This window comes from Pedobacter sp. Leaf194, from assembly GCF_001423945.1.
Taxonomy (GTDB): Bacteria; Bacteroidota; Bacteroidia; order Sphingobacteriales; family Sphingobacteriaceae; genus Pedobacter.
On the sequence record NZ_LMPU01000009.1, the window covers coordinates 715,839 to 742,565 of the forward strand.

The following is a 26,727-nucleotide window of genomic DNA, read 5'->3' on the forward strand; positions in this document are numbered from 1 at the left end:
TGTTTGCAGCATTTTTTCCCATTATGCTTTTTGATCATAGCTCGGGGTGAAATGTGTAATATTAATTACGGGCGATGGGCGCGAGTTTCGGGAAATCAATATCGGTATCGGCAACATTGTTAAAATAATTTGTGAATACACTCAATGCCACGGACGCAACGATTTCTGCGATCTCTCCTTCGCTAAAACCGGCAGATCTTACCTCCTCAATCTCCGCATTTGAAACTTTCCCTTTGGAATCCAGTATCGCCTGAGCAAAACTTAACGCTGCAGCAGTTTTCGGATCGTCCGATTTTCCGTGTCTGGCAGCCTCGATGGCTTCAGGACCAATACCCATCTTGCCGCCAATAAATGTATGCGCTGAATTACAGTAATCGCAACCGTTGTGATTTGCAACACTAAGGGATAATGCCTCGGAAAGCTTGTTACCGAGAGTTGACCCGGCTAGTGCCGTACTGAAACCCAGATAGGCACTCAAAACTGCTGGTGAATTGCCCATTGTTTTCATAACGTTTGGCACCATGCCCATTTTTCCTTTAATAGTATCAAAAAGTTCTTTTGACTTCCCGGTAGTTTCTTCTGGATTTAATGCTTTTAACCTTGCCATATTCTTAAATTTTAATTCGTAAATGTTGTTTAACAATACAAATTTGCAATATCTAAGCGTTACAGACTAGGCAGGTTTTCCCGAATAGTTGGCGTTTTTTCCCGAATTGTTAATTTACAAAAGAATGAGGTGCGGGTGAATAAAAAGCTGTTGCATGTAGGGTAAGAAATTAGAATCAGCCTGTCATGTGCAATTCCGACCTTTCTCTAAATTGTATCGGTGCTATCCCTTCACGATTTTTAAAAAAGCGACTGAAAGATTGGACATCCTCAAAGCCCAGCGAGTAGGAAATTTCTTTTACAGAGAGGCGGGTAAAGTTTAACTGACGTCTGGCATGGAGCATAATGCGGTCATGTATGATTTCCAATGGAGGTCTGGCTGAGGCTAAAGCGAAAAGATTGGAGAGCGTCTTAGGAGATTTATTAAGTTTATCGGCATAAAAGGCTACATCATGATGTTTTGCAAAATTACCTTCCACCAGAAAACTAAACTCCCTGATAATATCAAATTGACTTTTTTGAAGGGATTGGAACCTGCTTGATTTCTTGAGGTTTCTGGCAGAAAGGATTAACATTCTTTTAAGTAAAGCCTGAAGCATATCCATCTGTAGGCTGTCCCGGTCCTGCATCTCGGTCCAAAAAATTTCCCAAAGGGTTTCAAATTTTTTGATGTCTTCGGGAAGAATGGCAACAATTGGAAGTTCCATCGCCCCGAAGAACAAAAGTCCCTTAGATCCGACTTCATTATCATAGTTAACTGGACAGAAAAAAGGTTGATTAAAACGGATGAGACGTGCCGACTCTACTTCTACACAATCTATTTTATGGTAATCAGTGAGGAATATAATTTGATTTCTGGAAAGGCGGAATCCCATCCGGTCGATATCGACAGTCATGGATTCACCTGTATTCCAGATTATAGTCATGTCTGTTCCTTTAATATCAAAAAGGTTTTTTTTATTTCTGCTATCAATCGTCTCCAGCATGAGCTGTTCGTGGGAAGGTCCTTGAAAAATCATCCTTAAAATTTTATTATTATAAATTTATGCATTGTTTGTTTTAATTTGATTACCCTTAGCATAAGAAGAAAATTTATTTGCTGTAAAAAAAATATTGCGGGCGTCAATTGCTATTTTTACAAGTAACGTGGAATCTTTCTTGGCCGCCTCCATTAATTAATCGGCTCACTAGGGAATTATTTGTTGCAATCACTGAATATAATGCAGTCCTAGAGTTAAGCAATGTTGCAATATTAGTGTCAGTTCTCATTGGTTGTCTGCAATCTTAGGGCGCATGCGCTTCCGCTAAAAATCATTCCTTTCCTGCACTTAAGGCATTTGAAATGAATAAATGCATGGAACCTGCTTAGCTCTTTGGTAGTGAATTTAATTTCGGAATATCAATTCCCATTGAGCAAAAACTGAAGCTGTTCAACCCTCCCACCTGAATCGCTCACATGATTTAAATATGGCCAACATCAATTTGATCTCTCTCAAAGCTGACTTTAATCTCCGCACCATCCTTTCCAGAAATCTTTATAACTCCTCCCAGATCTCCGGCCAGTCCGCGCATTAATCTTAAACCTAGGGACTGTGAATCAGAAGCTAAATTCATAGGATTTAGTCCTATTCCATTATCCTTTATGGTAAGTTCAATACCTTCCTCATTTTCTACGAGCCGAATCAGAATAATTCCTTTTTCCATGTCTGGAAAGGCATATTTGATCGCATTTGTTACGGCCTCATTCACGATTAGACCAATAGGTATCGCCCGCGAGACGCCAAATCTTATGGGTTCAATTTCAATAAGAAATTTTATAAAGCTATAAGTTCCAAAGCTATCCTTTAAATAGCTTATAAATTCTGTAAGATATACCTTTATGTCAATAGTTTTAACATCATCCTCCTGATAAAGCTTTTGATGGATTAAGGACATCGCATAAATCCTATGTTCACTATTTTGAATAGCCTTGAGTGCATCGCCTTTAAGGTAGTGAGCCTGCGACTCAAGAAGTGATATAACGGTATGGAGATTATTTTTCACCCGGTGATGAACCTCTTTTAACAGCCATTGTTTTGATACAAGAAGATCGTCTTTTTCACTGATGGTATGCTGAAGCACTTTGTTTTTTTCGTCAATTTCTTCCTTCTGACGTTTTTTGATTCTGTACTGGTTAAGCAGTAAAACAATGATAAGAAAGGCCATGGTCAAAACTGTTATTGCAACCAATCGGATTAGGGAAGATTGCTTTTTCTGCATTACTGTTTCCTGCTTTAAAAGCTTGATGTCCATTTCCTTTTGGGCAGTCTGATACTGCATACGCAAATTCTCCACAATTCTTGTTTGCGACTGGTCAAGTACCTTACTGTTTACTTCAAGAAAATCTTTAAGATGCTTTACCGCCAGCTGGGTATTACCCAAAGCAGAATCGACCTTATACATGTACATTTCAGCGTCGGCGGAAGTGTTTAACGGCATTTCCGATGAGGAGGCTTTAAACAACTCCAGATAGTATTTTGCCTTCTTATAATTTTTAGTCAGGAGGTAAAAATGCCCCAATTTAAATGCATTGAAGGTCCGGAATCGCTCGCTGGCTAGCGGGTTTATCCTTTTGCCCATTCTTTCAACTTCAAGAAGCAGTTTCTCTGCCATTTTATAATTTTTAACGGCATAGTATCCTTCACCTAGAGCCTGATAGGCTAACATACTGTCAGGCAGGGTTCTCGGTGGAAACTTTTGTATATAATCTTTTGTTTCGATAATGGCCTGTGAGGATTTGCCTGCTTCAATTGTTTCGTAAGATATTGAGTGGATGACCGGGTATAGCGAGGAGCGCTCACCGTTTCTCAAAAGCTGTACGAGCGATTGCTTATACCAGGCAAGTCTTGTTTTAGGATCATTATATGTAAACCTGGAATCCCCTATACGTTTATAGAAATATCCTAATCCCAATGAATCCTTGGTGGCCTGGGATGATTTTATGGAGCTCAAGCCATATTTGAGATTTTCGGTTCGATTTCCTTTAAAGTCAGCAATAAAGGCGAGAAAATCAGTTGTATAGTGAGTATGCTTAAACCCAATAGACTGTTGAAGTTCCAAGGCACGCAAGCTACTGGTCTCTGCTTTTGCCCAGTCTTTTACGACGAAAAATAAATAGCCCAAGTTCTGAAGCGCATTTATCTCACCTCTAATATTATGCATGCGATTATATAGTTTTGAAGACTTTATAAAACTATTTAATTTTATACCTATGGTTTGTGCTGAAAGAGGTAAATACGTTCCAAGATAATCGTATCCTTTAGCCTGCATCCGAAGATCATTTTTCTCTTCGCAGCTAGCAATCAGTGAATTGAGTATGGTTATTCCCTCCTTAACATTACCTGTTTTAAAATACGATTTTCCCATTAAGCACCTTGCATTACTTAGGTAAAACCAGTTACCCAGTTCTGAACTTTCCCGCTCGGCCATAGCAAGATAGGATAAGCCATAATCCTTTTTAGCTCTTGAGCTTAATGGTTCAAAAGCGTAATAGGTTCCTAAAAGTAAAGCCATCTTGATGTGCTCTTCTCCAGACAGGGTTTTAAGCATTTTAATTCCAATTTCAGGTTTACGCAAGTCTATCCAATTTTGATTCGAAGGGTCTGATCCGCTTATAATCCCCTGGGTCAGTACATTCCATCTACTAACACCGTTCAATTGGCAAACTCTTACAAGGCTGCTGTCCTGTTCAATTAGCCCCTCCTGAACAACAGTGTAGTAATTAAGACTGAGCTGTGATAATAGCCAAAGCTCTGAAAAAGAATTACTTCTTGCCTGGGCGATTAGCTGCATGGGGAAGACTACAATCAAAAGAAAAATATATCGTTTCATTATCATGGCGTAGTTAAAATAGTTGCTGTCCGGGTTACATTTTGAGGTAAAAACATCCGGAAATTGTTTGGCTTAACTAAAATAACGAAATTAATCTACATTGGCATAACCAATCGGTTATAAAAAACAGGCCTCTTAAAGATAAGAGACCTGCAACCAACTGCTCAAAAGGGACTCAATCCTGATTCATCCTTCAGAGCAAACCAAATAAACCTAAAACAAAACATTTAAATCAAACTATTGAATAAACTTTACCCATTGGCAACTGTGCGGATTACCCTTTACATCCAGCGCAGGAGAACTATTGTTTGGCCAGGCTTTCCTGATGTCTTGTTCACTATTCTTATCTGCGACTTTGAGCCTGTCTGCATATCTGCCCATTGCGACCCCCTCTGTAAGATCAGGTATAGTGCCTGTTAAATTGACGAAATTCTTCATTTTCTATTTTTATCATACCATTAACATAGCAAGTTAACATCCAATAACAAAAAACTATAAATCAACTAGTTAATAATCGATTTTGTTATAAATACCTTCGAAATGAAATGTTTCAACGTCTAAATATTGAAATACCAATTTAACCAGCTGAATCCTGGTTGACACCTTAGACAGATACGAAGGCCATTCACCACTGAGAAATAAATTTGCGCTTAAGGGTAAGAATAATTTCTTCGACGATTGCACATGTCATTTCCTCAAACAGATAACTTTTGGATGCAAGCTCTGAAAATAACTGGCTGAAAAGACTTTCTATTCGGATGGATTCTATTTCTTCGAGATATACTTTATTAGTGTGAAAATTGAATTCAGTGTAAAAGGGATAGGAATAAAAATGGATTTCCATACTATCGATAAAAATATACTCATGAAATTTTAATATATGCCCCTTGAATATTTTAGATTTTTTAATTTCCGGATCGAGAAGTCTGGTAATCACTGGGACCGCGCCATGGGTTGAGGACTTTAGAAATGGTTTCGGTTCAACAAAATATATTATGTAAAGGTTTTTAGAGCAGGAGGCTAATTTCAAGGCGAGCTCGTCGAAAGAAGAAAAACTGCACAGTTCGACAACCCCTTTGCTGATCTTCTCTGTTTTTGGCAAATGGTTACTATAGATGTCTTCCATGTTAAGGAGGGTTCATAAATATTGATTTGGGACTATACGGACTTGATTGTATTAACACGAAACTATTCTTGCAATTCAATGAATAAGTACATAATAACTATATACTTTATTAGACCGATATCGAGGGTACGTCATGACCGCAAATACTTTCTTTTGAAGTTCGTTGGCGTATCGCTGGTGTAATTTTTAAAAAATCGGCTAAAATGTGCCTGTTCTTGGAAACCTAGCTCATAGGCTATTTCTTTGGCAGACATACTGGTATAATAAAAAAGCTTTTTCGCCTCTTTAATTATCCGCTCATGGATAACAAGTATGGGGGATCGGTAACTGTACATCAGAAATAGATTTGAAAGGGTCTTTGGTGATCTGTTAAGCTTATCTGCATAAAACTGAACCTGATGTTCTTGTTTATAATATTTTTCGACCATAACGTTATATTTTTTGATAAGTTCAAGTCTTTCTTCAAAACACTGGTATCGATCTGAATACTGGCTTTTGGCCAGTCTAACAACGATCACGATGAGTTGTCGAAGAAGAATATCGAGCATTTCTATGTCAGGTGCAGTTTCTCCTAAAAATTCATCTATAAACATTGTGGTTATAGAATTGATTTTCTTTTGATTTACTGAGTCAATTGTCAATGGTTTATTTTCAATTTCTGATGAAAATCTGCCATTACCCAGTTCCCCGAGAGTTAGCCCAGTACAGAACTCGCTATTGAACTGCCAAACCATAATTTCAGTGGCGTGCTGAAATTCGAACGACTGATTGCCGAAGAAAGGCAAAAAACTTGCTGGTGAAAAGCTGTATTGTTTACCATCAATGATAACATTTTGCTCAGGGCCAGCATTAAGGGCAATTGTAAAATTTTCTGACTTTTGCTTTTTCGTGGTAAACGGTTTCGAAATAATTGTTTCCTTTAAAAAAAATGATAATTCCGACCCATTGCCTTTATCGATGAAACTATATTTCATAACGTCCTTTTTACCACAAAACTATAATCCAAAAAAGAACTGATATGGTGTAATGCACGGCTTTAGTGGTATAAATCACCTTTTTAAAAAATGAACCCTATAAAAAAGACAATAAAAATTTAGCATCCGCCGTCCGATGTGATCAAGCACCCTTGTAAACCAGATAGGCAAAGGTGTCGCCTTTGATCACGAAATTGCCAAACTTCGGATCATACCGACTTGTAGGCTTACTTGCGACAACTTCTTTCAAGGATTTACCCTGAGCTTTCAGGGTGGCTACCTTATGATAAACCTCTTGCAGCATGTCCGAAAACTGGATAAGCTGTTCCCTATCCCCAACAGGCCCATGTCCTGGAATTACTATTGTTTTAGAACCGATTTTTTTAACATTGGATACCGCAGCAGCTATAGTTCCTTTTATCGTACCCCCACTTGAGTAATCGATAAAAGGATAATACCCATTCCAGAAAGTATCGGCCACATGAATCACATCGGCATGCGGAAAATAAACCGAAATGTCGCAATCAGTGTGTGCTGGGCCGTAATAATTCATTAAAATATCCTCATTATTAAATTTAAGGTGATGCTCATCTTTGAAGAGTATCGTCGGGATACCACCCTGTGGCAGTGGCTTAAATGTGTAGTCCCAGTCTTCTACTCTAATGGTCTTCATTAGGTTTGCTTTGGATTTCTCCTGAGCAATGATTGTAGCCCCATCCTGATGAACCCATGAATTTCCGCTTTCATGGTCAAAGTGCCAATGCGTGTTGATAAGATATTTTAAAGGTTTCGAACTTAATTCAGCCATTGCCTTTCTGATTTTATCCTTAGAAACTTCTATTCCTGCGTCAACCATTAATTTTCCATTACTACCCGCAAATACCCCGATGTTGCCCCCAGATCCTTCAATCATACTGATACCACCTTTAAGCTTAGTTATGGATACCGGAGATTTCCCTGCTGCGTTTTTAATGGTGATAACCGGACTTGTATTGTGTGCAAACAGTTCTCGGGGAAATGCAATGATTCCCGCAGTTAAAATTCCCGTTGCGGCGAGGAAGTTTCTCCTCGTCATGTTTAGTTTTTCCATATTCTTTTAATTATGCATATGATTTGTACTCAGCCATTATCGTCTTTCGGCGATCCAAAACCACGCTTTTGGGAATTGGCTTACACAAAGTTTGGGATTTCACAGCACCAAGAAATGGATTTTATTCCCGATCACTTGCCTTTTTTTCCTATTTGATTGAAAATCGTACGGAACATTCAGGTGTCTTGCTATTTCAATTATTCTGTGAAATTAGGCGAAATACAAAAAACGACTTGAAAAGCGAAAATTCTGTAAACAACTGATTTAAAGAAGAATACATTCTGGCATATTTATAGAATTGGTATTTCCAGTGCCCAGGATGGTTTGGGGCCTGGAAAAGATAATTTAAACATTTACGTTATGTATAGAGAATTTCCCGTTTTTGAGAGCTGCTCACTTTCACCATGTAGGAAGGATGATATATATGTGAGTCATTTTTCAAGCTATATTCGCTCCAACTGGAATCTCAATCATCCCCATGTACATTCCTTCTATCATATGGTTTTTTTCACACAAGGAAACGGGCAGGTAGGAATAGATTGTAGCAGCTTCGATGTTAAACCACATCGAATATATCTTATGATTCCTGGGCAACTCCAAACGTACTTTTGCGATGAAAATGTAGAGGGCTATGTTGTTAATTTTTCTGTTCAATTCTTCAATTCGTTCTTGCTTAAGGTTAATTATCTTGATCAATTTCCTTATTTCAAAGGGGCCCTCAATAACCCGGTTATTCAGATTCCGGAGGCTATGCAGGAGGAAATTATTATTCTTTTCGAAAGAATGATCCTAGAAGCCTCAGGGGGGAAAAGGCTTGATATTGATATGATTAAGGTTTTGATGATCCAGCTTTTTATCCATATTGGAAGACTTACTGCTGAAACTGAAAAAAATGTATCTGAATGCTATAAAAATATACAGATTAAAAAGTTCCTTAACCTTATAGAAACCAATCTTTTAGACCTAAAACTACCTAAAGAATACGCTAGAATGTTAAATATGACTACAAACCATCTCAATTCACTTTGCAACGAAGTCCTTGGCAAATCAACTGGAGAGGTCATTCGGGAAAGGATAGTAATGGAAGCTAAACGGTTAATGATCAATTATGATTTGTCTATTTCAGAAATTGCCTACAGATTAAATTTTAATGATAATTCATACTTTTCGAAATTTTTTAAAAAGTATACCGAAATGACCCCAGAGGCGTTTCGGCAAAATATCTTTTGTGAACAAGTTTTTCATACGGTAATACTAAACCAATATAGAAGCTGAAACTTAAAAGACCGTTTTAGATGCAAAAGATGTAAATAAAGAAATTAAAAATCCACTTTTCTGGATCAGAATTTTCGATAAATAAACAATTTAAATATTATGATATGGAACAAAACTTTTGGCTTTTCGGCACTGAATTAAAGATCTTGGCAGATGAGCAAGATACCGAAGGAAGATATGATTTAATTGAGGGAACTCTAGCTTCCAGAGTTGAAACCCCTGTGCACCTCCATAGTAAGTATTCTGAAAAAATATATGTTTTGGAAGGAGAATTTACTGTTTTTACGCCCAACTCCGCGGTCAAAGCTTCGATGGGAATGAGTGTTTTTATTCCTGCTAATACACCACATGTGGTGTCAGCGGGAGAAAATGAAATAAATCGGGCCTTAACGATCGCCTCTCCAAGTGGCTTTGCAAAGTTGATTAGGGAGGTTGGTACCCCTTCTATGTCGGGAAATAGACCTGTTGAATCTATAGATACAATGGATCGATTCTTAAAACTGTCAGAAACAATTGGAGACATTTTGCTAAGTCCGCCAGGGGGCAGACCGTAATAATCATTAGCCTGACTGTATAGCCAGGCTATATTAAAATTTATTGAACTAAAAGATATTCTGGATCAGCCTAGCTACCACCCTTAAATGCTTTAATCTGCCTTCTCAGCTCTTCATTTTCAACCTTTAGTCTTTTTGACTCATCAATCTGATCTTGAAAAGCTGCTTGAATCTCTTGCTGGGTATATCTTGGCGTTATATGCTGGGGACAGTTCCAGTCGTAGCCCTTAATCTTAAAAAGCATAATACGCACGGCTTTATATTTATAATCCACAAGACTAAGCTTTTCTAATAAATCCGGCCGGTCAGATAAATTGACCAGTTCCACTTCAGTGAACATTTTTAGTCTTGCCCTTGCGGCTTGATCTAAAAAAAACAAGGATGCTTTATTATTGGTTGTAATATTTCCGGCCGATATATACTGCTTGTTTCCCTCGAAATCTATAAAGCCTAGTGTTGAGGAGTCGATTACTTTTAGAAATCCTTTTGGCCCTCCCCTAAACTGTATATAAGGATAACCACTTTCACTGATTGTAGACAAATAAAAATAATCCTGCTGTGAAATAAAATCAATTTCATCCTCTGAAAGACCTGGGGTCGTTCTAACTTCAGTCATTCGGGCATAACCTGCTCTGCTGCCATATTTTTCCTGTAAAATTTTCACCTCTTTGGTGAAAGCAATTTCGGGATAGTTCATGATTTCTGATTTATTAAACAAGTTACAATATTAAATTTTAGACAGCTTGATTATAATATGATTGCCAGATGGTGATTAAATTTGCGATTTTTTTAAATATTCAAAAGCAAAACCATCAATAAGGGTTAAAGATTTCTCTACAGTCAAACCCTACCTGCCGTAAAAAGCTTGGATGGGGCGATGCCAAATTTATTTTTAAAAGCTCTGGAAAAATGTGATAAGTCTTCGAAACCGATATTGAGGTAAATTTCTGTAGACTTTTTATTCGTAGTTTTTAAAATCTTATGTGCTTCCTCGAGTCTGCGGTCTAGTAGCCACCGCCCGGGAGACGTCTGAAAAGCTTTTTCAAAATCTCTTTTGTAGGCAGCCAAACTTCTTCCGCTTAAATAGGCAAAACGCTCTAGCCGAAGATTGTGCCGAAAATTCTCCTGCATAAAACGAGAAATATCAGTCTTAACGGGCTGAGAAAAGTCAAAAATAATCTCCTGAAGTTCCGGTTGTTCTTTAAGCAAAATGAGTAAGGTTTCCTTTATCTTCATTTGGATCAATTCAGTGTTCGCCAACTCATCAACTTCGTTAAATGCCTGAAGTGCAGTCACGTGCGCTTGATATAGGGGAAGTTTTTTTAATTTAATTACCGAAGGGCTATGAATCTGATACCTCGGGTGATAACCGTGGGCGTCGGCAAAGGATCTTAACATCTCGGTTCTGAAGGCTATACTCAAAGAAACGTACGGACTGTTTTTCGAGGGTTGCTTACTATACTTTAGTAATCTATTTTTTCTGACCAGCCGAAAGCTTCCTGCCGGAAATTCCTGAACTTGTCCATCGTCATCGACCATTAACTTTCCGGAGACCTGGTAACTAAACAAAAGTTCCTGAGTATACTGTTCTCCGGAAACTGGTCCATGATGATATGTCGAAGTATTGATTTGCCTGGATGCGAACATCTTATCTAAGTTATTAAAAAAACAAAAAAAACCGCAGCGGCTCACTGCCACTGCGGGTATAAATTTAAAATTTGGTAATCACTTTAGGTTCTACATATTCTTCAATTCCGTAAACCCATGAAGTTCTTCCTATACCAGATTGTTTAAAGCCTCCGAAAGGAGATTTACTTTCTCTGTTTACAACGGTATTGACAAGAACCCTACCTGAAAGGATTTCTCCGGCCACATAAGCCAAGGTTTCTGGATCCTGACCGCTAACATACCCAGAAAGTCCATATATGGTATCGTTTGCAATTGCAATTGCATCTTCTACGCTATCATATTCAATGACCGAGAGTACGGGACCGAAAATCTCTTCACGTTCGATTTTCATTCCCGGCATGACTCCGGTGAAAATAGTAGGCTTTGCATAATATCCTTTGTGGCCATCAGGATTTCCAAGACCACCGACCAAAAGCTCCGCGCCTTCATCTATTCCAGCCTGAATATATTTTTGAACCGTGTCAAACTGTTTTTCGTTTACCATAGGTCCAATGAGGCTATCCGCAGACTGAAGATCGCCAATTTTGAAGTCAGCAGCTGCCTTGATTAGCAAGGCTTTAATTTCAGATGCTCTGGAAGCAGGAATAATCAGGCGCGTACCTGCATGGCAAGCCTGGCCACTATTACTAAAAGCGATGTGCAATGCTCTTGGGATGGCAGCCTCAAGATCGGCATCTTCAAGAATAACATTCGGAGATTTTCCACCAAGTTCGAGAACTACTCGTTTCATGGTATCCGCTGCAGCGCGGTATATTATTTTGCCGACATTAGTTGAGCCGGTAAAAGTTACTACCTCAACATCAGGATGTGAGGTTAATGCAGCACCCACTACATCACCAGTACCATTTAAGATATTTATTACACCATCGGGAATACCGGCTGCATGAAAGCATTCAGTTAGAAGGTGAGTTTGCTCTGCACTAATTTCGCTGGGTTTAATAACAATAGTACATCCTGTCGCAATTGCTGGAGCTAGTTTTCCGCAAATATGTGTATAATCTGCATTCCATGGCGTAATTGCGGCGATAACACCTAATGGCTGCTGAACAATGGTTGCGTGCTCAAGCGTCTTTGAGAACTCAAACCCGTCCATAGCCTCTTTTGTATCAAGAAAAATCTGGGCTGCATAGTGTGTTCTGCCTTTTGTTGCACTGATAGGCGAACCGTATTCACTTACGGCAACAGCATTAAGTTCATCCTTACGGTCCAAAATAGCCTGGGCAAGTCTCTCCAACATTTCCCCGCGTTCCTTTATGGTAGTTTTTGAAAAAGTTTTGAATGCTTTTTTTGCAGCGGCAACCGCAAGTTCAACATCCTGTGCATTGGCAAGGGTAACTACGGAAGCCTTAGACCCGTCTTCAGGATTAAATAATTCGAGGGTTTGCTGACCTAGCGGAGTAACAAATTTGCCGTCGATGTAGATTTTATCAATTGTTTTCATTTTATTATTTTTTCTTGGTACAAAATTAATGAACCTTACAGCCCTGAATTAGACTCAGAAGCTCAAATCAACTTGACCTAAAAGCTCAATTTAGTTATTTTAGTTTTATTTACAGCCTCTGATTATAAATCAGTTAAAACGTTTCTTGGCCGCATCGCTTTTTATATTTAACAGCAGCATTTTAACCTTTTTTCAATAATTTCAAACTTCTGCTATTTGCCTTTTAATATTTTCTGCCTTTAAGCATATGCAAAACTTTAGTGGAGTATTCATCAGTTAGTGCACCGTAAATGGCAAGGAAGAAACCCTTCTTACCCTGATTGGACTCAATTGCATACAAGGAGATCTCATCTGCGGGATCGGTCTCGCCTTCATACCTGTAAATATCTACTATCTGAAAATCGTCTATATTAAATCCATTTTCACTGTTAAAAAAGCTGTTTTGCTCGAGATTAAAATCGAGATTAAAGCCTCTGCCTATGAGTTCGTGAAGAGCAGTTGTGAGTGTATCGTAATGAAATTTGACCATTGTACATTTTGCGTTTAAGGTTAAAAAGAACAAATCCATAAATCCAAGCGAAATCCCTGTAAGCATCTTATTTATAGTCATGAAATGTGTCCCGCTCATCGCAGGACACATACTCATCGGCCATGGCGAGGAATATCCATCCGGTCAAACTATCCTCATTTTTCCAGTTTGTTCCCGCGCAGAGCCATTATTGAGAGTATTCCGGCCGTTTTATCTAATAAAAATGACCAGATGGTTAAATAGATAATATCTACTTTAGCCGTTTCTTCATTTCTGCAGCAGCCTGAATGAAAAGCGACCTGGTCTGAGGAATGTATGCAAGTCCGTTTAGTAGACCAAAATCGTGGATTACTCCGTTATATCTGACCGTGGTTACGCTTACACCGGCCTGCTCAAGAGCACGTCCGTAAGCTTCACCTTCATCCCTGAGAACATCATTCTCGGCAATTTGAATAAGTGCTGGTGGAAGTCCCTTTAACTGCTCTTTTGTAGCTCGAAGAGGAGATGCATGGATATCTAGTCTTTTCTTTGGGTCCGTAATATACATATCGTACATCCACTTCATGGTTGGAACGGTAAGAAATCTGTCCTGACCATAGAGCTTATATGAAGCCGTTTCAAAATCACAATCAACAATCGGCCACATCATAATCTGCAATTTGATTTTTGGGCCATTTTTTTCTTTTGCCATTATAGAAGTAACTGCCGTCATATTGCCACCTACACTATTTCCCACGACGGCCATATTTTTGCCATCAGCCTTTATCTGCGCTCCATTTGCTGCCACCCATTTTATCGCTGCATATACTTCATTGATCTGTTGTGGAAAAACTGCCTCTGGTGTTCTAGTATAATTTACAAAGACACCCTGAAAACCGGATAGAACAGAAAGGTCGCGAACCATCCTCATATGGGTTGGAAAATCGCCCAAAATCCAGCCACCGCCGTGGATAAAAATAAAAACAGGGAGTACGCCTTTTGCACCGGCAGGCCTGACAATATTAAGTTTAATTGAAAAACCGTCACTTGTTATCACTTTTTCACTTATGGTAACTCCTGACATATCTGTCTTAAATGCTTTTTGGGCATCAACCAATACTTGTTGAGCGGCCTTAGGAGAGAGCGTTTCGAGACCTGGAGATCCGTTGTTTAAAATTTTCAAAAAGTCTTTGACTTTTGGGCTAATATGTTCATCCATAGCCCAGTTAACCTGTCCTTGCACTGAAGAACTAAAGGTAATTACTGCCAAGGTCAGTATTAGGAAAAAATATTTCCTGGGAAGTTGAATTGCATAATGTTTCATAATATTGGTTGTTATATAGTTTATTACATTAAGTATTTTCTAAATTTTACAGTTTGGTGAATGGAGAAAGAAATGGTCTGATAAATTTTCGCCAAAGGGTTTAGTAATTCAAAATCATGGTTAACTATCTTGTACATGGCAAAAATGACTTTAATGCGGTCAGGGTCAAGCTTTCTGCCAAATCCCTCTACTTCGTCGCCTAGCACATCTGGCTTTCCGATTTGAACCAGGATTGGTGGTAATCCCTTTAACTGATCGTTCCGGGCTCTTAGCAGCGGAGCTGAAATATTTTGGCCCATTTCGATGTCTGGTATGTAGATCCACTTGACCAGCTGAGTCATAAAAAATCCTTGTGAGGTTAAGTTATCATCTTCAAATAGCGAAACTGCCTCCATCTTGCGTGTTTTCTGTGTCTTCATTTTTTTAAGTTTATTAAATGGACAATCGTATACTCCTGTTCATAAAACATTCTTTACGCTAAAATTTTGGAATGAAATAGCTGTTTGATTGAGGGCTTGTGAATAATCTATCATCAAGCAAAAGTCCCTTTCTCCCGCAAGTTGTTTCTATAGTATGAATGTATTTGAATTGTTTGGCAATCGAATCAAAGCACTGGGCAATTACGCAGATCTGAACTCTCTCATTTTGAAACGGGACATTATCCTGTAGACAAATGATATGGGGACCATCTTCTACCTTGAAATCGTACTCATAGCCTTTTTTGTGCATCTCGATAATTTTTTCAGTAAGTTTTGATTTTACTCTTATGTTTGATGTTGCTGACATATCATTCGCTGGAAAGTTCCAGACTGCCTCCGCACAACTTATTTCATAAAATATGCCATCTGTTAATGTATTGATTTTCAATAGATTACGGCTTAACAATACTTTTTTTGGGTCTTTAATATCATTTTTTTGTGATTCACTATTGAAATATGATAGCTTTTGCTCTTTAGGCGTAAAGCATTCATTTCCTTTTGAAAGCATTTGTGGTTTAGTTAATACCGATTATGAGGATTGAATCGAGTAGGGATTAAATCTCGTGAGCTATTCCTAAGGGGACTGTTCACCCAATTAAAAGAATAGCTTATGAGCGGGGATAATATAAAAAAAGGTTATAACCTCTACCTTTAGTAGATAACTACCAATGGAATACGAAGTTTCAATTTTACCCGGAATCTGAATTTGGCGGAATTTTAAATGAATGATTATACCTATTGGTAGTATTACCATTAGCAATAGGCCCGTGACCAAATATATACCTCTATTAATAGAATGTTAAATTTGTTAGAATTATATGCCCAGCGAATTGTTGATAAGGTCGTCCAAAGCAAATAGGGAGGCGACTGTTGGGTCAAGATGGTATCGCTCGATGAAATAAGCCGGGTGGTTGTAGGCAATGAAAACCTTCCCGTCTGGCTTCTCCCAAACGAGAATTTTAAGGGGAAGGTCTAATGCTGCAAGGGGACTTGACGATATTGCTTTGAATCCCACTTCAGGTTTTCCGAACATAATGAATTCCATTGCATCTATCGCTTTTCCCGCTTTCGCCATTTCTTTTTGCTGATCTATTCTGGCATAAATAGTTATTCCTTTGCTTTGCAGAAGATAAGCGATACGGTTCAGCGTTTCTTCCACAGAAAATTTGCTTTCGCGGGTGATTATGTTTTCATTGAAATCCATTTCGGTTGTATTAAATGAAATAAGAAAAGTTCCGGCAACCGCGCTGAGCTGATATATGAAATTCTTTCTATTGATTTCAAAGCCTTGAGGCATATTCTTAGTTTTTAGAAGGGTTTGCGATAAAGGTGCCCGTGATAATTCTGTAAACTGTCTGGATAAAAAGATAAATTATGATCAGTGTGGTTATTGCCAGTAAAATGATCGAGATTAAACGGTGCAGAAAAAAAACGCTGGTCGATGCGTAATTAAAGCATGTAACTGTAACTGCAGTTAAAGGAAAACTCACAGACCACCAGGAAACTTTAAAAGGGCAGGTTTTCGGGAGCAATAAAATTTTGCCACTTAGTATAAGAAATAAAAAAAGGTTAAAGTAAAACATCGTTGCTGAAGCTAAATCTCCCTTCCCTTGAATTTGAATGTAGCATGTATAGGCTAGCGCAAACGGAGCAGTCAAAATCAGTAGCGTCGGCTGAATGTCTTTGGACAATTGCGCTTGAAATAAAAGCCTCGAAAGTACAATTACCATTAAAATAATACTAAATATCAGCCCTATCCCAAAAAACATGGTACAGATTTCTTTAGCTTCAGGAATCCCTAGGTGAAGTCCGACTATCGGTACGTCTAATGTGCCTACTACCGGAAGAATCCACACTGGAACTGCACTCTGTAAAGTTTGTTGATTATCCAGCCATTTACGAAGTATAAAAATTGCGAAGAAAAAAATCAATATTGCTCCAACAAGCCACAAAATTTTTGAAATTACGGGAAGGTAGAGAAAAAGTACCCCTGGAATAAGTAATAGGGATACAATCATTGTTGCAAAGAAACAAGCCTGAACTGGATGCTTTAGCTCTGAAAAAACTAAGGATGGGTATTTCATAATTTTTAAAATGTATGCAATACTTAGCGCTATAAAGCAGCTAAGTGCTAGCATGCCTATTACTTCACTGCAAAATGTGTTGATATGCCATGCTTTTTCAGCAAGCCGCCAGGAAAATGTTAGTCCGCATAATCCCATTATACCTCCAAAGAGACTAACTGGTAGAAATTCTAGAAAAGATTTTTCACGTGATAGAGTTTGCATTATCTAATTTTAAATTCAAGTGTATATCGTATTTGCCTGTAAATTAGCGGCCTTGGTCCAGTATGGAGATCGTTTTCTTTGTTGTCAGAATTACCATTGTGGTTATTTATTTTTTTATGCTTTACAAAGGGTTATTGAATTTGTAACAGAGATATATATTTAATAATTCATGCAACACTAGTACCTACTATGCGAGAAACCTACTTATATGGGTTTCACCTGCACGAAGATATCTCAAAGATGGTTTGTGTTATCAGCGGTAAAAAATTGTCAGCTCTGGAGGTTGTCTCAAAGGGCTCAAGTTTTTTTAAGCGTAAAGATGCCCAATCAATGGATTTGATTTTTTTACAGTTCACTTCTAGTTTCCCCTTTTAAACCAAAACTCTTTTCTTAATCGCCCATGCATATCCAAAATGAAGATTGTCATGGCCTGCTGTAGTAATCAATAGTTCGTTTATGTTTTGTATTTCAGATGAATAGGTATCTGTTGTAAAAGGAGGCATAGAATCAAAAATTCCTGCTTCATAATCATTCTTGATATTTATAATGCTTTGCAAGGCTATTTCCTTGAGTTCAGTAAACTCATTTTCCGACACATCTGATCCTGGATGGGTACCTGATTTATACTTCTGATAGTATTTAATGGCTTCGGGACTTTGTGAGACCTGGGTGCGCAAATAACATAGCGCCTGAGTCGATACGACAATATGTCCAAAGTTCCAAATCATGTTATTGCTGTATCCTTGAGGTATGTGGTTTAATTCCTCAATATTCATCCCATCGAGCAACTTAATAAATGCGTGACGCGAATCAATAATAAACTTGAAAATTTCTTTCATTTGTATTTTTTTATTTTGAACTTAAATAGCTTTATCGACGGTATCTTCCGGGAAAAATCCGGAAGATCCATTGATAAGTGCAGTTCACAATTCCCGACGAACTATAACGCTGCATTTTTTAAAGCCTTCTGTCCTCTTCTTTAATAGTTAAATCGTTAATACATGCAAAGCGTCTTTTCATTAAACCGTTGTCATCAAATTCCCAGTTTTCGTTACCATAGGCCCTAAACCATTCTCCGTTTTTCCGCTGACATTCATATTCAAAACGTACGGCAATGCGGTTTTCGGTAAATGCCCACAGCTCTTTTTTAAGTTTATAGTTCAGCTCTTCTTCCCATTTTTTGGTTAAAAAGGCAATCACTTCATCTCTGCCATTTATAAACTGTGAACGATTTCTCCACTCGGTATCTACTGTGTAAGCCAGTGAGACCCTGACTGGATCACAACTATTCCAGGCGTCTTCAGCGAGCTGCACCTTTTGTATCGCCGTAGCGATCGTAAAGGGCGGAATAGGATATCTGCTTTCCATTTGGATGAGTTTTATTTAATATTGTTTTTTGCCAAAAACACATCGATGTGCTTGGCCATTTCGAAACCGTATTCCTCAAGTGCGAAGTGTCCGGTAGGTAACAAGTGAACTTCAATATTTTTAAGATCACGTTTATAAGGGGTCGCCCCTGATGGAGGAAAAATGTAGTCATTTTTTCCCCAAAGAACAATTGTAGGAGGTTGGTATTTCCTAAAATAAGCTTGCCATTGAGGATATAGTGGAGGATTGCTGCCATAAGAATAAAAGAGAGCCATCTGTATATCTTTATTTCCCGGACGATCCATTCCAGCCTGATCGATTATCCAGTTCTCTGGGCTGATTTTGGTAGTATCGCCTACTCCATTAGTATATTGCCATTTTGTTGCATCGATCGTTAGTATTTTCATCAACGGATCAATATTTTCCTGTTTTTTCGGATCTTTCCATAATGCTCGTAGCGGTTTCCAGAAATCTTCAAGCCCCTCGTCATATGCATTTCCGTTTTGGATAATAAGCGCCTGAACTTTCTCGGGGTGCATTGTAGCAAGTCTAAAACCCACTGGCGCACCATAATCCATTACATAAAGACTGTATTTTTTTAAGCCTTTTGCCTGGGCAAATTTGTCCACGATTGTTGCAAGATGGTCGAATGTATAATCAAAATCTTTTACTGAGGGTGCTGAACTGCTACCGTATCCAGGATAATCAGGCGCAATAAGATGGTATTTATCTTGCAGAGCCAGCATTAGGTTGCGAAACATATGGGAGGATGTTGGAAAACCATGCAACAATAAAAGTGTAGGCTTATCGGGAGATCCCGTTTCTCGATAGAAAACATTTACGTTCTCTATCTTAACAGAACCGTACCTCACCATATTGATGTCAGGAATTTGTGCTTTTGCCGTGCCTAGCGCTAGGACCAGGAACAAGGCGATAATTGATTTTAGTTTCATAATAAAATTGTTTAATTTTTTTTCAGGACCATAAGTCCAAAGATTGTTTAACTAAGCATTCAGGATTGATATTGAGCGCTTATCCCTGTTAAGAAAACTTTATGCCATTTTGTAAGTTACTTACTATCAAATATTTAAAATACATTTTGACATTATCCAAAAATGATATTTCGCGGTAATGGGTGCCAAAAATTGAAATAGCAATACTGGTCAGCCGTTTAGACAATAAGTAATAACCGTCGAAAGTTGAAATACTTTGGGCATTAGTGAATATAGCTAAGCGGATAAAGAGAATTGGCTGTTGATATTTCGTTAACCATTAGCGGAAAAGCGAGATTGCAAACGACAAATAATATTAAAATCACGTCAAAACCCTGATTACGAGATTAATAATAATTGGCATCTGGGTTGAACATTACGAGCGTATCCATAAAATTTTTATGGTCACTTATTGAAAAATTTCCATTAGAAATCTAGATTTAAACCAAGTATTTCGTTTTTTAGTTATATAAAATCAAATCAAGATGTCAAAAAAGTTGCGGAAGAAATGGTTGAACTCCTGGAGTAGCAGGAGTAATAGAATTCTTGCTTTAAAGGTTGATTTCATAAATAAACGTTATGTGCCAGTAGTAAAAAATGAGATAATCCAAATTATCAGTTTGCCCAGTTGCCAACTTGGTGTATTTGCGGCTGAGGCTGATAGGGAATATTTAAGAGGTGTATATTTGACTCACATCAAAGCATAGGAATTGTATATCTGTTGAACAGCCTGTACAAAGCTTAAAGGTCCGGACATCCAGTTATGGCATTGCAGCAACCTGCCCACCTCATAATTTGAGGCAGGATTTTCTCAAAAAATTAAAATGATTGTTCTGTTTATAGCCAAGTGTCTTCAGTAAAAGTAAAGTCCGCAATAACATCACTTAGTTAACAGAATAAATTGAAGATAAATTATAATGAATAAGCAAATTATTATGAGAAAACAGGTTAATGCCACCTATCTAGGTGGTCCCACAGTCATCCTTGAACTAGAAGGGATGAGGATTATGAGTGATCCAACATTGGATCCAAAAGGAAAATCTTTTCAGATAAGTCCAAAGGTTGCTGAAACCAAATTTGAAGGACCAGCGATTGAGCCTGGGAAAATTGATTTAGTGCTGTTGAGTCATGATCAGCATCACGATAATTTAGATGACCTGGGCAGAGCATTTCTTGAGAAGGTACCCCTTACTATTACGACTTTATCGGGTTCAAAAAGGATAAAAAATAATACCAAGGGCTTACTTCCCTGGGAAAGTCATAAAATATTAGCTCCCACAGGAGCGGAAATTATAATAACTGCAACACCGGCCAGACACGGGCCAGCCGGTAGTGAAAAATTAACTGGTGAGGTAATAGGATTCTTGGTGAGCGTAAAAGGTAATAGCCAACCATTGTTTTACCTAACAGGAGATACAGTATTTTATGATGGGATAGAAACTGTGGCTAAAAAATCCGCTCCGCTAATAGTTTTCATTTTCGCAGGGGCAGCCCAGCCACGAGGACCTTTCAATGTTACAATGAACTCAAATGACGCTATTGATACTTCGATTGCATTTGAGAAATCGATAGTAATACCTCTTCATTATGAGGGTTGGTCCCACTATACTGAAGGGGAGACAGTGCTCAAAGAAGCTTTTGAAATCATGGGAATCGAAAAACGCTTGATGTTTCTCCAACTGGGAAAAACAGTCCCACTCCCATTTTATTACAGTTAATTTTATCTCAAAAAAGCATTCACTTTCTCTTAAAATCGTGATCTATTTAAGAGAAAGTGAACTCAGGCACAATGGAAATTAATTATGGGTAAACAGCAGGTTTTAGATTACGGATGTAGCTGATTCTTTCTTTAATAGAGTATTGCTTATTATCATAACTTACGGGCGCTTCTCCCTCTTTAAGATGATAATTTGTTGTTAGTTCACCGTTAACATCCTTGATATCGAGAACTTCAATACTTTTTACCGAGCCATTAATTAACCCAGGATACCAGTATTTGTTGCCCTGCTGGTGCCAGGTAACCAAGGTAAAAATTTCTCCTCCCTGTAGATCAATTCCCTTAGTTGTAGACCGAACTGCCGGACTGTTTCCAAACAAAATGGAAACTGTATTTTGTTTCTTACTTATTAATGAAGTTATAGGTTTCTGATCTTCTGCATTGAAGATGTTGCGTTTATCCTTTGGCTGACTACATCCAAACAGGAAGCAGAATACAATAAGCCATATGTTCGTGAATTTCATAATGTCTTTTTCTTAAATTTATTACTTATCTGTTAATCCCTAGATGCGATTTCATTATTTCTGCTGACTGGCAAATCGAAAACGTAGCCTGTACCCTTAACCAGCTTGTGGCAGTTGAAACAAGCGGTTCCGAATTTTGCTGTTTTGCCATATGCCAATAATTTGGTGCCGTTAAACCGGGCAAATCCCCAACCTTTTGTTTCAGGAAATTTCTTATCGTCTTTGACCATCCATTGAGTGTTGTTAAAGGTACCTGGTCTTATTTCACCATTTTCGTCCTCTATCATGTTCCAAACGACCTTGACTATGATTGAACCTTGTGGCCAGGGATTGATATCACCATTTTCAATAGCTTTTATGGCAATATCATTTCCATAGACGACACGCATCGTACGCGTTTCAAATCTGGTGGTAGCAACCATGACTTTCCAGGTTTTATAATCATCTGAATACTTTATACCATTCAGAGATACTTGGGTTCTTTGCGGGGTCTGGTTTGATATTCTAAAGCCCTGTAGTTCCCTTTCCGCATCTGCTACCCCGGCGGTATCTCCTGGTTTTGATATGATGAACTTTTGACCGTAATCCTTTAAAACCTGTATTTCTTTTGATGTGAGTTTTGCTTCCGGGTGAAATGTTAGGTAACTTGGTAGTGGCATCTTACCGTTTTGGGCCATATTTATCATTTCCCAAAATTTCACCTGTTGGTCTGCCGGAGCTAGATCGGTCCATTGGGAAAAGTTAAAACGGGATCTGGCTTCCTTAATGTCAGATGATACAATCCAGGATACCGGAGCTAACTTGTCAAACCAAGCCGGCTTAGATTCATTGGAATGGCAGTCATAACATCCCTTTTTTAAAATCGCCGAAACACTATCCGGTACATCAATGGCTGAGGTCACGGGTGGATTTATTATTTCCGGGCCTGCAAACTGCAGAGAAATAGCAACGAAGATTACAATAAGAGTTATCACAAGGACCTTGCGATTTATCCTTTTTTTTGGAGTTTCCATACTAAAGTTCTGTTTGATAGTTTATAATATTTTGTTGGGTAAGTTGAAATATGATATTTAAGTAATCGCCAAACCAGTGCCAATGCTCAATTTACTTATTATCAGACATATAACAAAAATACATGAAACTAGAGGTAGCGTTATTAAACGAAAATTATCCGATTTGATGAAATATCAATTAAACCGAAAAATTACAAAGTTCTGCCCTACAGTTATTAGTTTCAGGGTTTTGAAAGTTAGACGATACACTTTTTTAATCCCAAACTTTGGTTGAGCTTATGACACTTCAGATCTTTGATGAGAACGAGGGCATAAAGATCACATTTAAACATTCTTTCAATAACCACTTCTCCATAATTTGAGAAACCGCCATTATTCAGTGCCACAGATGTTAATATCTGAGGGGGGATGATTTTTTAGCTGTTCACTTACAAAGGGACATACAGGCTTTATACTGAGCTCATTTTTTTTCGCATGTTCTATTATACGATGTATTAGTTCTGCAGCATAACCTTCACCTTGCTTGTCCTGATCAACGTTAGTCTGGTGTACGACTAATATATCCTTCTCAGTTGATATATCCATTCCGGCAACCTTATTTCCGTCTTTATAGAAATTGAAGGCTTCCTTTTTTCCTTCTCCTATTTCGTGTTTGATTCCGTTCATCACTTATATTTTTTACAGCAGTGAAACATTGGCTTTGATTATCGCAACTATCTAAATTTCCAGTATAATCGCTTTCATTGTTATTTAGCCTAAAAGTTACGGGATAAGAGGGCAAAACTGAAGCCTAGAAAAAAAAATCACAATCCATTCATTTACTGTGCATTACGCTAAATGTTTTAGAACAGTGTCCACGACATATCGAAAAGTGGCAAAAAATTATTGAAAATAAGTTTCAATAGTTAGAAGTCCCACTGTCCAAATTGATTTTCATCAATTGATTTCTTATCATTTATCAATTTTTAAAAAATGAAATCCCGGTAGTTTTGCTTAAACAATTAATCTTAAAATAAATTATAATATGAGTAAAGGAAATCTAAAAAAAATTATTCTTATTTCACTTGTAACCGTATTATTTGCTTTTACGGCAAACGCCCAGCAACATAAGCAGACATCACAGAATCCTCTCGTACTGAACATCAAATTTAAAGTAAGTGCTGAAAAAGCGGATGAATTCAAGAAAGTGTTACTTGATCTATTTGATACAATTAGTCATGAAAGAAATTTTGTAGAGGCTAAAGTCTATCAGCAGCTTGGCAAACCTGGTGAATTTCTTGTTAATGAGACTTGGAATGATAATATAGAACATTTTATCAATGTTCAGATGAAAAAACCGTATGCACTGGAATATGAAAAAACATTAAAGGAGCTAAAGGTGGAGAGGACGCCAGAAGCTTATAGCATATTAGGATCTTGGAAAAAGAAATAAATCGTTTTTAAGACAGGACACCAGTTGATGTGCATGCTAGCTGAACTATTGTAATATTTGGCTAGCTTTGTTCCGTGTTAGATCATCTTTACGATTATTTACAAGGAAAGTTCGCCATTTCAAAAGAGGACTATATTCTGGTGCAACAAGCTTCGAGAAAGAGAAAGTTGCGTAAGGGTCAGTATATTTTACAAGAAGGGGAAATATGCAATTTCGTCGCCTTCGTTGCACTTGGATGCCTTCGAAATTTCCGTATGGATGAAAAAGGTCAGGAACATATCGTTTATTTTGCTATCGAAAATTATTGGACTGGTGACAGGGAAAGCTATGTATTGAAGGAACCGTCGAAATACTATATCGATTGTGTTGAGGATTCTGAAATTATTCTTTTCTCAAGGGAAAATTTTGAATTGCTATGTGCCCAAATACCAAAATTTGGTGAGCTAATGAATATGCTGATTCAGAAATCTTTTATGGCATCTCAGAACAGAATTCATTCATCAATTAGCTTTTCTGCAGAAGAAAAATATCAGGATTTCTTAAACAATCATCCAAAGTTGGCAAACCGAATTCCGCAAAATATGATTGCAGGCTATCTTGGCATGACTCCGGAAACACTTAGTCGTATTAGAAATACTATAAAAGCAAGAAATACGTAAAAGAAAAATTCTCATGCTTTCTTTATCATAGGATCGGAACAAATTTTTCATTGTCGTAAAGAATTGTAACACCTTAAAATTCTTATTCATAAAAAAGCAACAATTGCTTCTCGATTATTTTGAGAAAGAAAGTGCAAAAAACGGTTGTAAATAATGTTAATACACCATAATTACAGCTAAATTTTGTGAAATATTGTCTATAAATCATAATTGATTGCTAGCCTGAACCAAAATATCTTGCAGGTTTTATTAAAAACATTTTCTTCATAAAAAACATCAATCTATATAAATGATACTTGTAACAGGTGCTACGGGTGGGCTAGGAAGTTCTACTCTTAAATCATTAATTAAATTAAGTCCCAATTCGAAAATTTGGGGCATGTCTCATCGCTTGGAACGATCAATTGAGCTAATTGAACTTGGCATTAACATTCGTAAAGGAAATTATCTCGATTATGAATCGCTTGTTAGGGGATTACAGGGTGTGCAAACACTGGTATTGATATCAGCACCAGCATTCACAGATCGGCTGGTGCAACAGACCAACGCAGTTAAGGCCGCAATCGAATGTGGGGTAAAAAAAATAATCTATACTAGCATACAGCAAAAAACAAATAGCAAATTTATCATACCAGAGGTTACTCTTGTTGAAAACGCTACAAAAAAAATCATAATGGATTCCGGCATTGGATATACTATTGTTAATAATAATCTTTATGCAGATTCCTTAGCATTTTTTCTGGGACCTAATGTACTGGCTAATGGCATTTCAATTCCTACTGGTAAAGGTAGAGGGGCCTTTGTATCCAGAGAAGAAATGGGAGAAGGGCTTGCTGCCCTGGCGCTTTCGAATGAGTTTAACAATCAGGAAATAACTTTCTCTAACAATAGAAATTGGTCTGGTGAAGATATTTCGAGGATTCTGTCTGAAATTCATGGAGAAGCAGTACCGTTTCTTAATTTTGACAGACAATCTTACATTCGTGTTATGGAGCAATCAGGCATTCCCCTTCAGGCAGCAGGTTTTAGTGCCGATTGGTCTGAGGCAATAAAAAATGGTGAATTGGAAAATTGTGATGCTACACTAGCTGGCCTTTTAAAACGAAATCCTTTATCTTTGGAGGATTTTCTTTATAAGATTTATAGCTAAAGTTAAAAACCAAAATTTAAGTTATATAAACGGGAATTATAGGTCTTCCGTTTAGCTTCAGATTTTAAAAATAATCTAGAAAAACATTCCATATATTACTGATTATGTCATTTATTGAAGCAGGCTGTATGCAAGATTTTAATATTAAAAAGTTAGATAAGCAAGATGAAATTCAGGTTAGGGATTTTGTTCTGGGAATACAAAACGATGAATTTGGGCTGGGATTTCTTCCCGAAGAACAACCTGATCTTATGAACACAAGCGAATATTATCGTTCCGGAGGGTTTTGGATTGCTAAAATTCGAAATCAGATCTGCGGTACTATTGGACTTCAAAAGATTGATTCACAAAATGGTGTATTGAGAAAGATGTTTGTAGAAAAGGCATTTAGAGGATCAAGGATGGGAATTGCACAAAACCTTTTCGATACGCTTAAGTCTTACGCTCTTGAGAAAAATCTAAAATTTATTTTTTTAGACACTCCGGCAATTGCCCAAGCTTCCCATAAATTTTATATACGAAACGGGTTCCAGGAAATCGGTAGGGATTATCCACTTCCCCCAGAATATAAATACCCGGATCGCGACTCAAAAATTTTTTTACTTGAATTGTAATAACCTACATTCAACATCATATAGGTTTTAGGGG

At 37.7% G+C, this 26,727-nt stretch carries 28 protein-coding genes; 7 read left to right on the forward strand and 21 right to left on the reverse strand.

Going from position 1 to position 26,727, the window contains the following annotated elements:
* Positions 1-61 precede the first annotated feature (61 nt).
* From ASG14_RS13500 to ASG14_RS13530, 6 genes are all read right to left on the reverse strand, one after another.
* Positions 62-607, reverse strand: a complete 546-nt coding sequence (locus ASG14_RS13500) for a carboxymuconolactone decarboxylase family protein (RefSeq protein ID WP_056871785.1) — start codon at positions 605-607, stop codon at positions 62-64.
* Positions 608-782: 175 nt separating this feature from the next.
* Positions 783-1,625 (reverse strand): helix-turn-helix domain-containing protein, encoded by an 843-nt coding sequence (locus ASG14_RS13505; protein ID WP_056871565.1) that lies wholly within the window; start codon positions 1,623-1,625, stop codon positions 783-785.
* 442 nt (positions 1,626-2,067) lie between these two features.
* A complete protein-coding gene (locus ASG14_RS13510; RefSeq protein WP_162238743.1) occupies positions 2,068-4,476 on the reverse strand; it encodes a histidine kinase dimerization/phosphoacceptor domain -containing protein in 2,409 nt (802 codons plus the stop codon).
* A gap of 237 nt (positions 4,477-4,713) precedes the next feature.
* Entirely contained in the window at positions 4,714-4,914 is a 201-nt protein-coding gene (locus tag ASG14_RS13515; RefSeq protein WP_056871567.1) for a hypothetical protein, read from the reverse strand.
* 819 nt (positions 4,915-5,733) lie between these two features.
* Positions 5,734-6,576 (reverse strand): helix-turn-helix domain-containing protein, encoded by an 843-nt coding sequence (locus tag ASG14_RS13525; protein ID WP_056871569.1) that lies wholly within the window; start codon positions 6,574-6,576, stop codon positions 5,734-5,736.
* A 142-nt stretch (positions 6,577-6,718) separates the two neighbouring features.
* A complete protein-coding gene (locus ASG14_RS13530; protein WP_056871570.1) occupies positions 6,719-7,666 on the reverse strand; it encodes an MBL fold metallo-hydrolase in 948 nt (315 codons plus the stop codon).
* A 360-nt stretch (positions 7,667-8,026) separates the two neighbouring features.
* On the opposite strand from ASG14_RS13530, the gene ASG14_RS13535 reads away from it, so the two are divergent.
* Complete coding sequence (locus ASG14_RS13535; RefSeq protein WP_082491565.1) at positions 8,027-8,941, forward strand: helix-turn-helix domain-containing protein; 915 nt, start codon at positions 8,027-8,029, stop codon at positions 8,939-8,941.
* A gap of 104 nt (positions 8,942-9,045) precedes the next feature.
* Complete coding sequence (locus tag ASG14_RS13540; RefSeq protein ID WP_056871572.1) at positions 9,046-9,495, forward strand: cupin domain-containing protein; 450 nt, start codon at positions 9,046-9,048, stop codon at positions 9,493-9,495.
* Between the two features lie 70 nt (positions 9,496-9,565).
* Here the strand turns inward: ASG14_RS13540 and ASG14_RS13545 are convergent, their stop codons facing one another.
* The 12 genes from ASG14_RS13545 to ASG14_RS13605 all read right to left on the reverse strand — a co-directional run bounded on the left by ASG14_RS13545 (position 9,566) and on the right by ASG14_RS13605 (position 19,545).
* Positions 9,566-10,192 (reverse strand): pyridoxamine 5'-phosphate oxidase family protein, encoded by a 627-nt coding sequence (locus ASG14_RS13545; protein WP_056871573.1) that lies wholly within the window; start codon positions 10,190-10,192, stop codon positions 9,566-9,568.
* A gap of 143 nt (positions 10,193-10,335) precedes the next feature.
* Positions 10,336-11,142 carry an AraC family transcriptional regulator gene (locus ASG14_RS13550; RefSeq protein WP_056871574.1) on the reverse strand — a complete coding sequence of 269 codons (807 nt, stop codon included), beginning with the start codon at positions 11,140-11,142 and terminating at the stop codon, positions 10,336-10,338.
* Positions 11,143-11,206: 64 nt separating this feature from the next.
* The gene (locus tag ASG14_RS13555; RefSeq protein ID WP_056871575.1) at positions 11,207-12,625 is read right to left on the reverse strand and encodes an aldehyde dehydrogenase family protein; all 1,419 of its coding nucleotides are present in this window, start codon (positions 12,623-12,625) and stop codon (positions 11,207-11,209) included.
* Positions 12,626-12,848: 223 nt separating this feature from the next.
* Positions 12,849-13,235 (reverse strand): hypothetical protein, encoded by a 387-nt coding sequence (locus tag ASG14_RS13560; RefSeq protein ID WP_157274929.1) that lies wholly within the window; start codon positions 13,233-13,235, stop codon positions 12,849-12,851.
* Between the two features lie 169 nt (positions 13,236-13,404).
* Positions 13,405-14,403, reverse strand: coding sequence for an alpha/beta hydrolase (locus tag ASG14_RS13565; RefSeq protein ID WP_235528582.1), 999 nt, complete (start codon positions 14,401-14,403; stop codon positions 13,405-13,407).
* A gap of 77 nt (positions 14,404-14,480) precedes the next feature.
* A complete protein-coding gene (locus tag ASG14_RS13570; protein ID WP_056871577.1) occupies positions 14,481-14,876 on the reverse strand; it encodes an alpha/beta hydrolase fold domain-containing protein in 396 nt (131 codons plus the stop codon).
* Between the two features lie 58 nt (positions 14,877-14,934).
* Entirely contained in the window at positions 14,935-15,444 is a 510-nt protein-coding gene (locus tag ASG14_RS13575; protein WP_056871578.1) for a hypothetical protein, read from the reverse strand.
* A 306-nt stretch (positions 15,445-15,750) separates the two neighbouring features.
* Entirely contained in the window at positions 15,751-16,233 is a 483-nt protein-coding gene (locus ASG14_RS13580; RefSeq protein WP_056871579.1) for a DUF302 domain-containing protein, read from the reverse strand.
* A 4-nt stretch (positions 16,234-16,237) separates the two neighbouring features.
* Positions 16,238-17,224 (reverse strand): SLAC1 anion channel family protein, encoded by a 987-nt coding sequence (locus tag ASG14_RS13585; RefSeq protein ID WP_082491569.1) that lies wholly within the window; start codon positions 17,222-17,224, stop codon positions 16,238-16,240.
* Between the two features lie 371 nt (positions 17,225-17,595).
* Positions 17,596-18,063, reverse strand: a complete 468-nt coding sequence (locus tag ASG14_RS13595) for a DinB family protein (protein WP_056871582.1) — start codon at positions 18,061-18,063, stop codon at positions 17,596-17,598.
* 118 nt (positions 18,064-18,181) lie between these two features.
* On the reverse strand, positions 18,182-18,592 hold the full coding sequence (locus ASG14_RS13600) for a nuclear transport factor 2 family protein (protein WP_056871583.1): 411 nt from the start codon (positions 18,590-18,592) through the stop codon (positions 18,182-18,184).
* Between the two features lie 11 nt (positions 18,593-18,603).
* Positions 18,604-19,545 (reverse strand): alpha/beta fold hydrolase, encoded by a 942-nt coding sequence (locus ASG14_RS13605; protein ID WP_082491571.1) that lies wholly within the window; start codon positions 19,543-19,545, stop codon positions 18,604-18,606.
* Positions 19,546-20,519: 974 nt separating this feature from the next.
* Here ASG14_RS13605 and ASG14_RS13615 point away from each other — a divergent pair.
* Positions 20,520-21,302, forward strand: a complete 783-nt coding sequence (locus tag ASG14_RS13615; protein WP_162238744.1) for an MBL fold metallo-hydrolase — start codon at positions 20,520-20,522, stop codon at positions 21,300-21,302.
* Positions 21,303-21,384: 82 nt separating this feature from the next.
* Here the strand turns inward: ASG14_RS13615 and ASG14_RS13620 are convergent, their stop codons facing one another.
* The 3 genes from ASG14_RS13620 to ASG14_RS13630 form a co-directional block, all read right to left on the reverse strand.
* Positions 21,385-21,825, reverse strand: a complete 441-nt coding sequence (locus tag ASG14_RS13620; protein ID WP_056871586.1) for a hypothetical protein — start codon at positions 21,823-21,825, stop codon at positions 21,385-21,387.
* 32 nt (positions 21,826-21,857) lie between these two features.
* The gene (locus tag ASG14_RS13625; RefSeq protein ID WP_056871587.1) at positions 21,858-22,838 is read right to left on the reverse strand and encodes a heme-binding domain-containing protein; all 981 of its coding nucleotides are present in this window, start codon (positions 22,836-22,838) and stop codon (positions 21,858-21,860) included.
* A 372-nt stretch (positions 22,839-23,210) separates the two neighbouring features.
* Positions 23,211-23,504 (reverse strand): GNAT family N-acetyltransferase, encoded by a 294-nt coding sequence (locus tag ASG14_RS13630; protein WP_056871588.1) that lies wholly within the window; start codon positions 23,502-23,504, stop codon positions 23,211-23,213.
* Between the two features lie 358 nt (positions 23,505-23,862).
* Between ASG14_RS13630 and ASG14_RS13635 the strand changes: the two genes are divergently transcribed.
* The 4 genes from ASG14_RS13635 (at position 23,863) to ASG14_RS13650 (ending at position 26,693) form a co-directional block, all read left to right on the forward strand.
* Entirely contained in the window at positions 23,863-24,270 is a 408-nt protein-coding gene (locus tag ASG14_RS13635; protein WP_056871589.1) for a putative quinol monooxygenase, read from the forward strand.
* Positions 24,271-24,344: 74 nt separating this feature from the next.
* The gene (locus ASG14_RS13640) at positions 24,345-24,929 is read left to right on the forward strand and encodes a Crp/Fnr family transcriptional regulator (protein ID WP_056871590.1); all 585 of its coding nucleotides are present in this window, start codon (positions 24,345-24,347) and stop codon (positions 24,927-24,929) included.
* 289 nt (positions 24,930-25,218) lie between these two features.
* Positions 25,219-26,079 (forward strand): NmrA family NAD(P)-binding protein, encoded by an 861-nt coding sequence (locus ASG14_RS13645; protein WP_056871591.1) that lies wholly within the window; start codon positions 25,219-25,221, stop codon positions 26,077-26,079.
* Between the two features lie 104 nt (positions 26,080-26,183).
* Positions 26,184-26,693, forward strand: a complete 510-nt coding sequence (locus tag ASG14_RS13650) for a GNAT family N-acetyltransferase (RefSeq protein ID WP_082491573.1) — start codon at positions 26,184-26,186, stop codon at positions 26,691-26,693.
* The last annotated feature ends 34 nt before the right edge of the window (positions 26,694-26,727 follow it).